The organism is Duganella sp. GW822-FHT06D06, from assembly GCF_058799615.1.
Window position 1 is genome coordinate 112,460 of the sequence record NZ_JBXALQ010000011.1, and the last position, 13,372, is coordinate 125,831.

Annotated in this window: 14 protein-coding genes; 7 read left to right on the forward strand and 7 right to left on the reverse strand. The window is 67.3% G+C overall.

Annotated features, from left to right (window positions below; genetic code table 11):
- Nucleotides 1-146: 146 nt before the first annotated feature.
- The 5 genes from AC1RMD_RS20225 to AC1RMD_RS20245 form a co-directional block, all read right to left on the reverse strand.
- A complete protein-coding gene (locus tag AC1RMD_RS20225; RefSeq protein ID WP_492928734.1) occupies nt 147-731 on the reverse strand; it encodes an SCO family protein in 585 nt (194 codons plus the stop codon).
- The gene (locus tag AC1RMD_RS20230; protein ID WP_492928736.1) at nt 728-1,552 is read right to left on the reverse strand and encodes a formylglycine-generating enzyme family protein; all 825 of its coding nucleotides are present in this window, start codon (nt 1,550-1,552) and stop codon (nt 728-730) included. The genes AC1RMD_RS20225 and AC1RMD_RS20230 overlap by 4 nt, the downstream gene beginning before the upstream one ends.
- Nucleotides 1,549-2,922 (reverse strand): copper-containing nitrite reductase, encoded by a 1,374-nt coding sequence (gene nirK / locus AC1RMD_RS20235; RefSeq protein WP_492928908.1) that lies wholly within the window; start codon nt 2,920-2,922, stop codon nt 1,549-1,551. The genes AC1RMD_RS20230 and nirK overlap by 4 nt, the downstream gene beginning before the upstream one ends.
- A gap of 173 nt (nt 2,923-3,095) precedes the next feature.
- The gene (locus AC1RMD_RS20240) at nt 3,096-3,362 is read right to left on the reverse strand and encodes a DUF2249 domain-containing protein (protein ID WP_492928738.1); all 267 of its coding nucleotides are present in this window, start codon (nt 3,360-3,362) and stop codon (nt 3,096-3,098) included.
- A gap of 56 nt (nt 3,363-3,418) precedes the next feature.
- Nucleotides 3,419-5,689, reverse strand: a complete 2,271-nt coding sequence (locus AC1RMD_RS20245; protein WP_492928740.1) for a nitric-oxide reductase large subunit — start codon at nt 5,687-5,689, stop codon at nt 3,419-3,421.
- A gap of 179 nt (nt 5,690-5,868) precedes the next feature.
- On the opposite strand from AC1RMD_RS20245, the gene AC1RMD_RS20250 reads away from it, so the two are divergent.
- The 6 genes from AC1RMD_RS20250 to AC1RMD_RS20275 all read left to right on the forward strand — a co-directional run bounded on the left by AC1RMD_RS20250 (nt 5,869) and on the right by AC1RMD_RS20275 (nt 11,878).
- Complete coding sequence (locus AC1RMD_RS20250) at nt 5,869-6,306, forward strand: Rrf2 family transcriptional regulator (RefSeq protein WP_492928742.1); 438 nt, start codon at nt 5,869-5,871, stop codon at nt 6,304-6,306.
- 97 nt (nt 6,307-6,403) lie between these two features.
- On the forward strand, nt 6,404-7,672 hold the full coding sequence (locus AC1RMD_RS20255; protein WP_492928744.1) for an MFS transporter: 1,269 nt from the start codon (nt 6,404-6,406) through the stop codon (nt 7,670-7,672).
- Nucleotides 7,673-7,697: 25 nt separating this feature from the next.
- The gene (locus AC1RMD_RS20260; protein WP_492928909.1) at nt 7,698-9,083 is read left to right on the forward strand and encodes a NarK family nitrate/nitrite MFS transporter; all 1,386 of its coding nucleotides are present in this window, start codon (nt 7,698-7,700) and stop codon (nt 9,081-9,083) included.
- A 14-nt stretch (nt 9,084-9,097) separates the two neighbouring features.
- Nucleotides 9,098-10,516, forward strand: coding sequence for an oxygen-independent coproporphyrinogen III oxidase (gene hemN / locus AC1RMD_RS20265; protein ID WP_492928746.1), 1,419 nt, complete (start codon nt 9,098-9,100; stop codon nt 10,514-10,516).
- A 9-nt stretch (nt 10,517-10,525) separates the two neighbouring features.
- Nucleotides 10,526-11,206: a Crp/Fnr family transcriptional regulator gene (locus AC1RMD_RS20270; protein WP_492928748.1), complete on the forward strand. Its 681-nt coding sequence runs from the start codon at nt 10,526-10,528 to the stop codon at nt 11,204-11,206.
- A 9-nt stretch (nt 11,207-11,215) separates the two neighbouring features.
- Entirely contained in the window at nt 11,216-11,878 is a 663-nt protein-coding gene (locus AC1RMD_RS20275; RefSeq protein WP_492928750.1) for a carbonic anhydrase, read from the forward strand.
- Between the two features lie 47 nt (nt 11,879-11,925).
- Here the strand turns inward: AC1RMD_RS20275 and AC1RMD_RS20280 are convergent, their stop codons facing one another.
- Entirely contained in the window at nt 11,926-12,186 is a 261-nt protein-coding gene (locus tag AC1RMD_RS20280) for a DUF3079 domain-containing protein (protein WP_492928753.1), read from the reverse strand.
- A gap of 1 nt (nt 12,187) precedes the next feature.
- A complete protein-coding gene (locus AC1RMD_RS20285; protein ID WP_492928755.1) occupies nt 12,188-12,562 on the reverse strand; it encodes a hypothetical protein in 375 nt (124 codons plus the stop codon).
- Between the two features lie 204 nt (nt 12,563-12,766).
- On the opposite strand from AC1RMD_RS20285, the gene AC1RMD_RS20290 reads away from it, so the two are divergent.
- The gene (locus AC1RMD_RS20290) at nt 12,767-13,255 is read left to right on the forward strand and encodes a hypothetical protein (RefSeq protein WP_492928758.1); all 489 of its coding nucleotides are present in this window, start codon (nt 12,767-12,769) and stop codon (nt 13,253-13,255) included.
- Nucleotides 13,256-13,372 lie beyond the last annotated feature (117 nt).

Consider the following 13,372-nt stretch of genomic DNA (forward strand, 5'->3'; position numbering starts at 1 on the left):
TTCCCCAATTTAGGCCGGCAAATCCGGAAATAGCCCAATGCTTGAAAAAATCGGGGAAAATCGAAGAGAAAATCGGACGTTTGCCACAAGGAGCGGCGCGGCGCACCCCATGTGCATACTCCTTGGGGGATGTGCGCGCGGTTTCCCTACTTGATCAGCGCAGCCACCCGCTTGACGAACACCGGATCCGGTTCGGCGTCGAGGCGGGTACTGTCGACCTGCACTGTGCCTTTGTCGTCGAGCAGCGCGATGCGGGTGGTGTGGTTGATCTCGCCGTTTTCCAGCCTGCGGTACTTGATGTTCAACGTGGCCGCCAGCGCGCGCGTCTGGCTGTCGCCGTCGGCCGTCACCAGCCGGAACTGCGCCGGGTCGAGCTGGTGCATCTTCAGCAGGCCGGACAGCGAGGCCGGCGTGTCGTGGCGCGGATCGAGGCTGATCATCAGCACCCGCAGCCGCTTGCCATCCGGCCCCAGCGCGGCCACCGTGCGCTTGAGCGTTTCGATGATCACCGGGCAGGCCGCGTGGCAATCGCCGTAGAACATGGTGATCAGCACCGGCGTGCCCGCCATGTCGTGCAGGGCGAAGCGTTGGCCGGTGGCGTCGGTCAGCGTGGCGTCGAGGCGGTAGATCGAGTTGCCGGGCAGCGCGGCGGCCAGGGCCGTCCAGGCGCACAGCGGGACCAGCAGCGCGGCGGCCAGGACGGCGCGGCGCAGGGAGAAGAGATAGTTCATGGCTTGCTTCCTTGAATCGGAGTGACGGGATCGCGCGCGCAGCGGAATCCCAGGTTGGCGCCGTCCTGCCGCGCTTCCATCGCGGACAGCAGGGCCAGGCGCATCAGCACGGCGTAGTTGCGGCGGTCGGCCAGCGACACCGCGGCGCCGCCGCAATAATCGAGCAGTTTTTGATCGCCGCTGGCGCGGCTGTCGGCATTGACGAACAGGCCGCTGTAATCCTCCACCCATTCCCACACCAGTCCATGCAGGTCATGGATGCCGTAATAGTTGGCCGCTCCGGTCGCCACGCTGCGCGGCGGCTGCTTGCCGGCGTCGGCGTACCAGCCCAGGATGTGGGCCAGCCATGCCGGGTCGTCGCGGGCGTCGGGCCGGTGGTCGTCGGCGGCGGCCGCGAATTCCCATTCGTACCAGCGCGGCAGGCGGCCGCCCTCGGAGGCGCAATACGCCTGCGCGGCGAACCAGCCCACCCGCACCACCGGCGCGTCGGCGGCCAGCGGCGCGTAGTCGGTGGCGCCGCTCCAGCCGGACAGATAGGTCGGCGCCGCCAGCAGCGCCGGCGCCAGTCCGCGCTGCCAGGCCGGCGTGCGTTGCACGAAGTCCGCGTACTCGGCGTTGGTCACCAGCCGGCTGCGCAGCAGGTAGGGCGCCACCAGCGCCGGCGCATCGACGCCGTCGGCCGGCAGCACGCTGCGCAGCGTGCCGCCGGCGATGGCGATGTAGCCCGCGTCGGCGGCGTTGCTGGCGCCGCCGCCGCCAGCCAGCGCCGCCAGCATCAGCAGTTCCGGCAGCAAGCCGCCGGACGCGGCGCCGGGCTTCATGGCTGGCGCGACTTGCGCATGTCGCGCACCTGGGCCGGCGTCACCGCTGCCGTGCCCTTGTTCATCTCCACGCCGACATAGTTGATGACGGCGGCGATGTCGTCGTCGCTCAAGTCCTGCGGCGGCATGATGCCGTTGTAGTGCTCGCCATTGACGACGATCTCGCCGCTGCGTCCGTTGAGCACGATGTGCGCCATCTCATACGGCCGTTGCTGGAAGAAGTCGGAATTGGCCAGCGGCGGGAACACGCCGGCGACCCCCTTGCCGTCCGCCTGATGGCAGGCCGAGCAGTTGCTGTCGTAGACCGCCTTGCCGCGCAGTTGCTGGGCGCGGTCGACGCCGGCCACGGCGGGCTTGGCGGCCGGCGGCGCGGCCTTGGCTGCGGCTGACGCGGCGGTGCCGGCCAGCGGCTTCTTGATGCCCTTGCCGTAGATGTCAGGCCGTTCCGGACCGCTGACCGCCATCAGGCCGATGGCGCCCTTGTTGAAGGCGCGCGTCAGCGAATGGTCGACCAGGGTCAGGTTGCCCGGCACGCGCGGCACGAATTCGAGGATGGTCGAGCCGCCGGCCGGCACCATGGTGGTCTGCACGTTTTCCTGGTACTTGCTGCCGCCCTCCATGTACACGCGGTCGAAGATGGTGCCGATGATGTGGAAGCTGGACGTGATGTTGGGGCCGCCCACGCCGAAGTACATCCGCACCTTCTCGTTGGCCTTGGCGGTCAGCGCGTTGTTGCCGGTCAGCGCGCCGTCGGCGCCGTTGAACAGCACATAGGTCGGCTTCTCGTCGATCGCCTTCTGCATGTCGAAGCCCTGCACGCCGGGCGCGCGGTAGGCGCCGCTGGTGTAGAAGTCGCCCTGCATCACATAGTATTCGCGGTCGACCGGCGTCATGCCTTCCTTGGGTTCGACCAGGATCATGCCGTACATGCCGTTGGCCACGTGCATGCCGACCGGCGCGGTGGCGCAGTGGTACACGTACAGCCCGGGCGCCAGCGCCTTGAAGGTGAAGCTGGCTTCGTTGCCGGGCGCGATCAGGGTCTGCGCGGCGCCGCCGCCGGGGCCGGTCACGGCGTGCAGGTCGATATTGTGGGGCAGCTTGTTGTCCGGCAGGTTCAGCAGGTGCAGCTCGACGGTGTCGCCTTCGCGCACCCGTATCATCTTGCCCGGCACGGTGCCGCCGAAGGTCCAGAAGGTGTAGCGGGTGCCGGGCGCGATCTCGCGCTCGACTTCTTCCACCGTCAGGTTGACGATCACCTTGGCCGGGGTCTTGCGGGTGATCGGCGGCGGCAGCAGCGGCGGCGCCAGCAGTTCCTGGGTGATGGTGGGCAGGGCCGTCTCGGCCGCGGTGGCCGCCGTGGCGGGGAGCATGGCGAGGACGGCACTGGTAATGCCGGCTGCGACCAGTTTGAATTGCGTTTTCATTTTTTTATTCGCCTTTGTAGTTTGGATGCGCACCCATGGATGAGTGCGAACCCATGCTATGGGAAGGAATCGGCAAAGTCCTTGATCCAGGTTCTAGATTTCCAAAAAGCCACAACGACTCAGTGCGGCGTGATCAGGAAGTCGATGACGATCTGGCCGGGCACGCGCGACACGTAGGCCGCCTCGACGCGCGGCCCGTAGCGGTGCTGGATCTGCGCCAGCAGCGGCAGCGGATCGTGGTCGTTACAGAAGCGCATGATCTCGCCGGGGTTGAGCGCGTCGAGCGCGCCGAAGATGGCCGCGTGGCGCATGCGGCGGGCCACGCCGCGGGCGTCGAAGGGATAGATGCCGTCGGGGATGGCGGGCTGGGAACAATCGTGGGACATGGTGGACTCCTTGCAATGAGAAAGCGGGGCGGCGCACCGCCCCGCGGAAAGAACAATCAGGCGCGGTCGGCGGCGACGGCCGCCAGCCGGGCCTTGCCGCGCGCCGTCAGCAGGCGCCAGGCGAACAGCGCCAGGAACAGCGTGCCGGCGGCGAACACCACGTCGCCCGGCACCCGCATCCAGACCAGGGTTTCCATCAGCTTCGAATGGATCACCTCCGGCGAACGGGCGAACCACATGCCGGTGCTGATGCTGGCCCAGGCCTGGTAGATGCCGGCCGGCACCAGCGAGATGAACACCATCATCGCCAGGCCGAGGTTCAGGCACCAGAACATCACCTTGAGCAGCCCATCGGACCAGGCCAGGCGGTCGCACAGGCCGCGCAGGCAGAACAGCAGCAAGCCGATGCCCAGCATGCCGTACACGCCGAACAGCGCGGCATGGCCGTGGGCCGCCGTCATGTTCAGGCCCTGCATGTAGTACAGCGCGATCGGGGTGTTGATCGAAAAGCCCAGCAGGCCGGCGCCGATGGTGTTCCAGAAGCCGACCGCGATGAAGCACAGGATCGACCACTTGTAGGTCTGCACCCAAGGGGCGGCCTTGGAGCGTTGGTAGTTGCGCCAGGCTTCGACGCCGATCATCGACAGCGGCACCACTTCCAGCGCCGAGAACATGGCGCCGATGGCGATCACGAAGGTTGGCGTGCCGGTGAAGTACAGGTGGTGCAAGGTGCCCAGGATGCCGCCGAACAGGAACACGATGGTTTCCAGCACGATGGCGCTGTTGGCGGTGGCGGCGCGGATCAGGCCCAGGCGGGTGAACAGCAGCGCGATCACGGCGGTGGCGAACACTTCAAAGAAGCCCTCGACCCACAGGTGCACCAGCCACCAGCGCCAGTACTCGATCATCGAATAGTGGGTATGGCGGCCCCAGGTCAGCGAGGTGGCGTAGAAGCCGCCGATGCACAGCGCGGCCAGGAACACCATCATGATCAGGCCGCGGCTTTCCGATTTCTTGACCAGCGCCGGCCACAAGGCGCGGCCCAGCAACAGCACCCAGAACAGCAGGCCGACGAACAGCAGGATCTGCCAGATACGGCCCATGCTGGTGAACTCCAGGCCCTGGTTGCCGATCCAGAAGGCGAACGCGGTGCCCTTGTGTTGCAGCGAACCGATCCAGCCCATCGCGGTCGAGCCGACCACGATGAACAGCAGCGCGTAGAACAGCAGGTTCACGCCCAGCTTCTGGAACCTCGGCTCGTGGCCGGAGATGGCCGGCGCGATGTACAGGCCGGTGGCCAGCCAGGCGGTGGCGATCCACAGCACGGCGAACTGGGTGTGGATGGTGCGGCTGACCACGAACGGCAGGATCTGCGCCAGCGGATAGCCGAAGAAGCTCTGGCCCTCGACCGCGTAGTGGGCGGTGATCACGCCCATGCCCACCTGCGCCAGGATCAGGCCGATGACGACGAAGAAGTATTTCTTGGTCGCCAGCATCGACGGCGTCGGCTTCAGGTCGGACAGCGGATCGGTCTTGGGCGGCACCGGATCGGCTTCCTCCTTGGCGCGCGCATGCACCATCACCATGGCGGCGATGGCGCCTATCATCAGGATGATGCTGGCGATCGACCAGATGCCGGCGCCGGCGCTGGGACGGTTGTCGATCAGCGGCTCGTGCGGCCAGTTGCTGGTGTAGCTCAGGTCGACGGAACCGGGACGGTCGGTGGCGGCCGCCCAGGCCGACCAGAACACGAAGGCCGGCAAGGCCTTCAGGTCGTCGGCGTCGGTCAGCGAATTGGCGTTCATCGCATATTGTTCGCGCAGATGGTCGAGCGCGCGGTCGTCGCCGAACAGGCCGGTGTAGTGGCGCGCCACTTCGCGCACGGCGGCGGCGCGGTCGGCCGACAGCGTGATGCTGCCCTTGGCCGCGTCATAGCTGTTGTGGCGCATTTCTTCCTTCAGGCGGGCGTTGAGGGCCGCCTGGTTGGCCTTGCTCAAGTCGTCGAAGCGGGCGCCGAACTCGCGCTGGGCCCAGATCTGGCGCAGCGCCAGCGCTTCGCGGTGCAGCCAGTCGGCCGACCAGTCGGGCGCGACATAGCTGCCGTGGCCCCAGACGGTGCCGAGTTGCTGGCCGCCGGCCGACAGCCAGGCTTGCTGGCCGCGGTCGACCTGGCCTTCGTCGAACAGCACGGCGCCGTCGGCGCTGAGGATTTGCTTGGGGATGGGCGGCGCGGTCAGGTAGATCTCCGCACCCACCCAGCCGAGGACGGCGAAGGAGAGGGCGCAGATGACGGCGAGCCAGGTCCAGAGCTTGCGTGTGGCTTGCATGGCATGGTTCCTTAAGTGAGTGGAATGAAGCGCGAGGCGGCCAAGACCGGATCGACGGAGCCGATTCTAGGCCTGGGGTTTAAACATGTATATTCGATTCCAGTTTTTCTTGATGCAGGTTATGAACAAATATTTTGGATGCATGAATAATGGCGCTGCCGACCTCACTGGAGCCCTCCATGCGCCTGACCGCCTTCACCGATTACACGCTGCGCACCCTGATCTACCTGGCGGGCCAGCAGGACCGGCTGGCGACCATCGCCGAAATCGCCGCGCTGCACCGCATGTCCAGGCACCACCTGACCAAGGTGGTGTACCAGCTCGGCCTGACGGGCGTGATCCGCACCGTGCGCGGCCGCCACGGCGGCATCGCGCTGGCGCGGGCGCCGGCGGCGATCCGCATCGGCGCGGTGGTGCGCGCCAGCGAGCCGGACTTTTATATGGCCGATTGTTTCGACGCCCGCCAGGCCGCCTGCGTGCACGCCGGCCGCTGCTGCGTGCAGGGCATGCTGGGGCAGGCGGTGCACGCCTACCTGGCGGCGCTGGACGCGGTCACGCTGGCCGACCTGAGCTGCCCGGCCGGCGCGCCGGCTGCCGTGCCGACGGCGGCGGCCTAGTTCTTTCGGCCTAGGCCGCTAGCCAGATTGCCTCGCGGGGATAGCCGTCCTGCCGATAGCCGGGCCGGGCCGCAGCGCTTAAGCTGATGCCATCCCCATGTCCGTCAGGAGATTGAAAGTGTCTAACAATAACAAGGCCGTCCAGGTGCTCGTCAGCAGCACCCTGTCGTTCACGATCTGCTTCGCGATCTGGATGATGTTCGCCGTGCTGGGCATCCCCATCAAGAAGATGCTCGGCCTGAACGAAACCGAATTCGGCCTGCTGGCCGCCATGCCCGTGCTGAGCGGCTCGCTGGTGCGGGTGCCGCTCGGCATCTGGTGCGACAAGTACGGCGGGCGCATCGTGTTCTTCCTGCTGATGCTGTCGACCGTGCCGGCCATCTACCTGATCGGCCTGGCCACCGCCTACTGGCAGTTCCTGGTGCTGGGCCTGTTCATCGGCCTGGCCGGCGGCTCGTTCTCGGTCGGCACGCCGTACGTGGCGCGCTGGTTCTCGCGCGAGCGGCGCGGCCTGGCGATGGGCATCTTCGGCGCCGGCAATTCCGGCTCGGCGCTGACCAAGTTCGTGGCGCCGGCCATCATCGCGGGCTGGGGCTGGCAAATGCTGCCCACCGTGTACGCCATCGCCATGCTGGTCACGGCGCTGCTGTTCTGGATGTTCTCGGCCACCGACCCGTCGCACCAGAGCGGCGCCAGCGTGCCGTTCTCCGAGCAGCTCAAGGTGCTCAAGGACCGCCGCGTGTGGCGCTACTGCCAGTACTACTCGGTGGTGTTCGGCGGCTACGTCGGCCTGGCGCTGTGGATGACCAAATACTACGTCGGCGAATACGGCTTCGACCTGCGCCTGGCGGCCTTGCTGGCGGCCTGCTTCTCGCTGCCGGGCGGCGTGCTGCGCGCGCTGGGCGGCTGGATCTCCGACCGCTACGGCGCCTACAAGGTCACCTGGTGGGTGATGTGGGTGTGCTGGGTCTGCTTCTTCCTGCTGTCCTATCCGCCCACCGCGATGATCGTCAAGACCACCCACGGCGACCTGCAACTGCAACTGGCGCTGTCGCCGTGGATGTTCACCGCGCTGCTGTTCGTGGTCGGCACCGCGATGGCGATCGGCAAGGCCTCGGTCTTCAAATTCATCGGCGACGACTTCAGCGACAACATCGGCGCCGTGTCCGGCGTGGTCGGCCTGGCAGGCGGCCTGGGCGGCTTCGTGCTGCCGATCATGTTCGGCGCGCTGCTGGACCTGACCGGCGTGCGCTCCAGCGCCTTCATGCTGCTGTACGGCACGGTCTGCGTGTCGCTGGTCTGGATGCATTACTCGTTCCGCCCCACGGCGCAGCCGCAGCCGGTCGCCGCCGCGGTCGCCGCCTGAGCCACCACCCTACTAGGAGAAAATGATGAGCAAGTACATGATTAACACGTGGGAGCCGGAGAGCCCCGCGTTCTGGGGCAGCGGCGGCAGCAACACCGCCAACCGCAACCTGTGGATCTCGATCCCCGCGCTGGCGCTGGCGTTCGCCGTGTGGATGGTGTGGAGCGTGGTGGTGGTCAACCTGCCGGCGATCGGCTTCCAGTACAGCACCAACCAGCTGTTCTGGCTGACCGCCTTGCCCGGCCTGTCCGGCGCCACCCTGCGGATCTTCTATTCCTTCATGGTGCCGATCTTCGGCGGCCGCAAGTGGACCACCATCTCCACCGCCTCGCTGCTGATCCCGGCCATCGGCATCGGCTTCGCGGTGCAGGACGTGAGCACCGGCTACCCGACCATGCTGGTGCTGGCGCTGCTGTGCGGCTTCGGCGGCGGCAACTTCGCCTCGTCGATGGCCAATATCAGCTTCTTCTTCCCGAAGGCGCAGAAGGGCTACGCGCTGGGCATGAACGCCGGCCTGGGCAACCTGGGCGTGTCGGCGGTGCAGTTCGTGGTGCCGCTGGTGATCACCGCCGGCGTGTTCGGCAGCCTGGGCGGCGACCCGCAAAGCGCCACCAAGGCCGGCCACACCACCACGCTGTGGCTGCAGAACGCCGGCTTCATCTGGGTGCCGTTCATCGTCGTCAGCAGCGTGCTGGCGTGGTTCGGCATGAACGACCTGGCCTCGGCCAAGGCTTCGTTCGCCGACCAGGCGGTGATCTTCAAGCGCAAGCATAACTGGCTGATGTGCTGGCTCTACACCGGCACCTTCGGTTCCTTCATCGGCTATTCGGCCGGTTTCCCGCTGCTGATCAAGACCCAGTTCCCGGACGTCAATCCGCTGCAATACGCCTTCCTCGGCCCGCTGGTCGGCGCGCTGGCGCGCGTGGTCGGCGGCATCATCTCCGACAAGCTGGGCGGCGCCCGCGTCACCGTCTGGACCTTCGCCGCCATGATCGCCGCGGTGTTCGGCGTGATCACCTTCCTGCCGCATGGCGGCGCCGGCGGCAACTTCAACGGCTTCTTCTGGATGTTCATGCTGCTGTTCGCCGGCACCGGCGTCGGCAACGCCTCGACCTTCCGCATGATCCCGGTGATCTTCCTGACCGAGCGCCAGCGCGCCGCCGCCGGCAAGCCGGCCGCCGTGCAGCAGCAAGCCATCGTCGAAGCCAACAAGGAGGGCGCGGCGGTGCTGGGCTTCACCTCGGCGGTCGCGGCCTACGGCGCCTTCTTCATCCCCAAGAGCTACGGCACCTCGATCGCCATGACCGGCGGCCCGGACGCCGCGCTGTGGTGCTTCATCGGCTTCTACGTCAGCTGCATCGCCATCACCTGGTGGTGCTACGCCCGCAAGCACGCGGCCATGCCTTGCTGAACGGAGCCGCCGCCATGCCATCCGCCCGAGTGATCGCCTTGACCCCGTCGGTGGAGTTCGACGCCGCGCTGGTGCGCAAGCTGAACCAGATGGGTCCGCGCTACACCTCCTATCCGACCGCCGACCGCTTCGACGGCGGCTTCGGCGCCGCCCAGTACCGCGCCGCCGTGGCCGGCGTCGATCCGGCGGCGCCGCTGTCGCTGTATGTGCACATCCCGTTCTGCGCGTCGCTGTGCTACTACTGCGGCTGCAACAAGATCATCACCCAGGACCGCGACAAGGCGGTCGAGTACCTGGACTATCTGTACCGCGAGATCGCCTTGCAGGGCGGCCTGCTGGGCAGCCGCCGCCGGGTCGACCAGCTGCACTTCGGCGGCGGCACGCCGACCTACCTGAGCGACGGCCAGATGGACGAGTTGCTGGCCAGGCTGCGCGGCCAGTTCGTCTTCGCGCCGGACGAGCAGGGCGAGTTCTCGATCGAGGTCGATCCGCGCACCGTCACGCCGGCGCGCATCGCCACCTTGCGCCAGCAGGGCTTCAACCGCATCAGCCTGGGCATCCAGGACTTCGATCCGGCGGTGCAGCAGGCGGTCAACCGCATCCAGTCCTACCAGGAGACGATGGAGGTGCTGCAGGCCGCGCGCGACTGCGGTTTCCGCTCCATCAGCGTCGACCTGATCTACGGCCTGCCGCTGCAAAGCGTGGCCAGCTTCGGCCCGACCCTGGACAAGATCGTCGCCGCCCGGCCGGACCGCGTCGCCATCTACAACTACGCCCACATGCCGCAGCTGTTCAAGTCGCAGCGCCTGATCGACAGCGCCGAGCTGCCGGACGCGGAGACCAAGCTGGCCATGCTGGGCCTGTGCATCGAGCGCCTGACGGCGGCCGGCTATGTCTACATCGGCATGGACCACTTCGCGCTGCCGGAGGACGACCTGGCGCGCAGCCAGCGCGAGGGCAAGTTGCAGCGCAACTTCCAGGGCTATTCCACCCACGCCGACGCGCCGATGGTGGCGCTGGGGGTGTCGGCCATCAGCGCGGTCGGCGCCAGCTACAGCCAGAACGAGAAGGTCCTGTCGGCCTACTACCAACGGCTGGACCGCGGCGAGCTGCCGATCGCGCGCGGCATCGTGCTCAGCGCGGACGACCTGCTGCGGCGCGCCGTGATCGGCCAGCTGATGTGCGACTTCGAGCTGGACTACGCCAGCCTGCCGCTGCCGGACGGCGTCGCCGCCGCCGACTATTTCGCCGACGCGCTGGAACGCCTGAAGCCACTGGAGGAGCAAGGCTTGCTGTGCATCGGCGCCAAGGGCTTGCGGGTCAAGATGCGCGGACGCCTGCTGATACGCAATATCTGCATGGCCTTCGACAGCTACCTGCATGCGCCGCCGGTCGAAGGCCCGCAGCGGACGCACTATTCGCGCACCATCTGAGGACTGGCCATGGAAAAAAACAAAATCAAGGTGCAGACTTTTCTGTCCCGGGTGCCGCTGTTCAATTCCATGGGAGCGGAAGAACTGTCGCGCATCGCGCTCGGCACCACCGAGGTGCGGGTCGAGCGGGGCGGCATGATCTTCCAGCGCGGCGACCCGTGCGTGGGCTTCCACCAGGTGCTGTACGGCCAGGTCAAGCTGGCGTTCACCTCGCTGGCGGGCGGCGAGAAGGTCATCGAGCTGATCGGGCCGGGCCAGAGTTTCGGCGAGGCGTTGATGTTCATGGGCAGCCCCTACATCGTCTCGGCCCAGGCCACCGAGGACACGCTGCTGTTGCACGTGGCCAAGCCGGCGATCTACCGCGAGATCCACAACGATCCCGAGTTCGCCTGCAAGATGCTGGCCGGCCTGAGCCAGCGCATGCACGGCCTGATGTGCGACATGGAGTCGTACTCGCTGCGCTCCGGCACCCAGCGCGTGGCCGGCTACCTGCTCAAGGAATTGCACGAGGACGAAGGCGGGCTGCTGACGCTGCCGGTCACCAAGGCGGTGCTGGCCTCGCGGCTGAACCTGACGCCCGAGCATTTCTCGCGCATCCTGGCCGAGTTGACCACGCAGCAACTGATCACTTTCAAGGGCCGCAAGGTCACCGTACTCGACGTGCCGGCGCTGCGGCGCTGCGCCGCCTGAGAGGCCACTATGCACGACATCGAAAAATTCGTCAGCGGTTTCAGCCGCTTTCAACAACAGTACTTCACCAACGACGAGAGTCCCTATGGCAGCCTGCGCGCCGGCCAGCGCCCGCGCACCTTGCTGATCGGTTGTTGCGATTCGCGGGTCGATCCGGTGCTGCTGACCGGCAGCGATCCGGGCGACATCTTCGTGGTGCGCAATATCGCCAACCTGGTGCCGCCGTGCACGCCGACCGCGTCGGCCGGCGTCAGCTCGGCGATCGAGTTCGCCGTCTGCGAGCTGGAGGTGGAGCGGGTGATCGTGCTGGGCCACGCCGGCTGCGGCGGCATCCGCGCCTTGCTGGCGCCGCGTCCGGCGCAGCGCGAGACCGATTTCGTCGGCCAGTGGATGCGCATCGCCGAGCCGGTGGCGCAGCGGGTGCGGCGCGACCTGGCGCACCGCGACAGCGCCGAGCAGCACCACGCCTGCGAGCTGGCCAGCATCCTGCTGTCGCTGGACAATCTGTTGACCTACCCGTGGCTCAAGCGCCGCGTCGACGAGGGCAAGCTCAAGCTGCACGGCTGGTACTTCGATTTGCAGAGCGGGGCGCTGATGGCGTACTCGCCGCGCCGCCAGCAATTCCTGCCGCTGGTGTGCCCGCTGACCGCGCGCGAGGTCATGACGGCCTAGCTGGGGTCAAGTCTGACATTCGGACACGACCTCTACCGTATTGGCCGCTACGGAAGAGGTCGTGTCCGAATGTCAGACTTGACCCCATCCTGAGCGTCCGCGTCGGCTGCGGCCGGCGCGGGGCCGGCCGGCGGCTGGTCTTGTGCGTTGAGCCCGAAACTCTCCCAGCCCTCGCCGAACAGCTCGTAGGGGTGCTGGCTGCGGTCCGAACCGTTCCCGCAGATCATCGAATTGGCGGGGCAATAGCGGTCGCAGCCCCAGCAGATCAGCTCGGGCTTGGCCGGGCGCAGCGGAAAGATCTTGGCCATGTCAGGCGTAACTCAGCAGCTCGCCCTGGCGGTCGAAGGCCAGGAAGCGCTCCATCTGCCCCTGCTGGATCGCGCCCAGCATCTTGTTCAGCGCGGCGTCGGTCTGCTGCGGGTCGGGCAGGCGGCCCGCGCTGCCGGACAGCGTGGTGATCAGCAGCACATCCCAGGCCTGGCCCATGCCTTGCGCCTCCTCGGCCAGGTTCTTGAACGTGTCCAGTTCGCCAACCTGCTTGTCCACGCACATGACCGGCACCAGCGTGCTGCGCGCCGGCGCGTCCGGGTCCGGTTCGGCCACGGCAAAGGCCAGCAGCAGGCGTTGCGGCTGCGGCTGCAGGGCGGCGGCGATCAGTAATTCTTCAAACGTGGCGATATTCATACGATTCCTTGGTAGTCGGTGATCCAGATTGTATGTATAACGCGTCCCGCCACGGCTGCCCATTGCCATGAATGACTAGTCCGGCTAGTCCCTTTGCCGTAGGCGGGCCCCGGAAAGCCATGACCCAGGTCATGGACCGGCGCGCCGGCCGCGGCGAATAATGGTCGCGCGACCCAAGCCGGGGCCGCGTTGAAAGGAAGCCTTATGCGTATCCATCTGAACTACCGTCCTGCCTGCCGCGTGGCGCTGGCGCTGCTCACCGCCGTCGCCACCGGCGCCCTGTGGCACAACTACGGCCCGGCGGATGCGCTCTCGTGGGCGCCGCCGCCCGATGCGCGCTGCGCTGCGCCGGCGCCGCTGGCCGGCCACCCCGGCCGCGAGATCGCCGGGCAAATCCGCTACGACAGCGGGCTGGTGCTGCGTTTCTGCAGCCTGGACGCCATGTTTGCCCAGCTGGGCGCGATGGAGCATCCCGGCCTGGTGCGCAATGTGTACGTGCGCGACGGCGACGGCCGCTGGCTGGCGGCCAGCGAAGCCCGCTACGTCCGCCACGCGGGCGCCGACCGCCGCGCGGCGCCGGCGCTGCAAGCCTACGCCGGCGGCACGGCCGCGCCGGCGCCCGGCGCCCGGGTGCTCGACTACCAGCAATTGCTGGCCGTTTGCGCCAGCCGCGACTGCTACCGCGCGCAGTGAACTAGTCACTTCGGCATAGTCCGCCTAGTCCTTCTCGCGCCGTCCGGCCACCATCTTGCCGATTCCCACCAGGCTCTGCGCTGCTTAGACTGCAATCATCGTCGAGTCCATGCATGT

What these genes read in the sequence shown, in the direction of transcription:
- AC1RMD_RS20260 (WP_492928909.1), top strand. Translation starts at nt 7,698, where the DNA reads ATGAGCAAGTACATGATTAACACGTGGGAGCCGGAGAGCCCCGCGTTC.
- AC1RMD_RS20255 (WP_492928744.1), top strand. Translation starts at nt 6,404, where the DNA reads ATGTCCGTCAGGAGATTGAAAGTGTCTAACAATAACAAGGCCGTCCAG.
- AC1RMD_RS20285 (WP_492928755.1), bottom strand. Translation starts at nt 12,562, where the DNA reads ATGAATATCGCCACGTTTGAAGAATTACTGATCGCCGCCGCCCTGCAG.
- AC1RMD_RS20275 (WP_492928750.1), top strand. Translation starts at nt 11,216, where the DNA reads ATGCACGACATCGAAAAATTCGTCAGCGGTTTCAGCCGCTTTCAACAA.
- AC1RMD_RS20230 (WP_492928736.1), bottom strand. Translation starts at nt 1,552, where the DNA reads ATGAAGCCCGGCGCCGCGTCCGGCGGCTTGCTGCCGGAACTGCTGATG.
- AC1RMD_RS20270 (WP_492928748.1), top strand. Translation starts at nt 10,526, where the DNA reads ATGGAAAAAAACAAAATCAAGGTGCAGACTTTTCTGTCCCGGGTGCCG.
- AC1RMD_RS20245 (WP_492928740.1), bottom strand. Translation starts at nt 5,689, where the DNA reads ATGCAAGCCACACGCAAGCTCTGGACCTGGCTCGCCGTCATCTGCGCC.
- nirK (WP_492928908.1), bottom strand. Translation starts at nt 2,922, where the DNA reads ATGCTCCCCGCCACGGCGGCCACCGCGGCCGAGACGGCCCTGCCCACC.
- AC1RMD_RS20225 (WP_492928734.1), bottom strand. Translation starts at nt 731, where the DNA reads ATGAACTATCTCTTCTCCCTGCGCCGCGCCGTCCTGGCCGCCGCGCTG.
- hemN (WP_492928746.1), top strand. Translation starts at nt 9,098, where the DNA reads ATGCCATCCGCCCGAGTGATCGCCTTGACCCCGTCGGTGGAGTTCGAC.
- AC1RMD_RS20290 (WP_492928758.1), top strand. Translation starts at nt 12,767, where the DNA reads ATGCGTATCCATCTGAACTACCGTCCTGCCTGCCGCGTGGCGCTGGCG.
- AC1RMD_RS20280 (WP_492928753.1), bottom strand. Translation starts at nt 12,186, where the DNA reads ATGGCCAAGATCTTTCCGCTGCGCCCGGCCAAGCCCGAGCTGATCTGC.
- AC1RMD_RS20250 (WP_492928742.1), top strand. Translation starts at nt 5,869, where the DNA reads ATGCGCCTGACCGCCTTCACCGATTACACGCTGCGCACCCTGATCTAC.
- AC1RMD_RS20240 (WP_492928738.1), bottom strand. Translation starts at nt 3,362, where the DNA reads ATGTCCCACGATTGTTCCCAGCCCGCCATCCCCGACGGCATCTATCCC.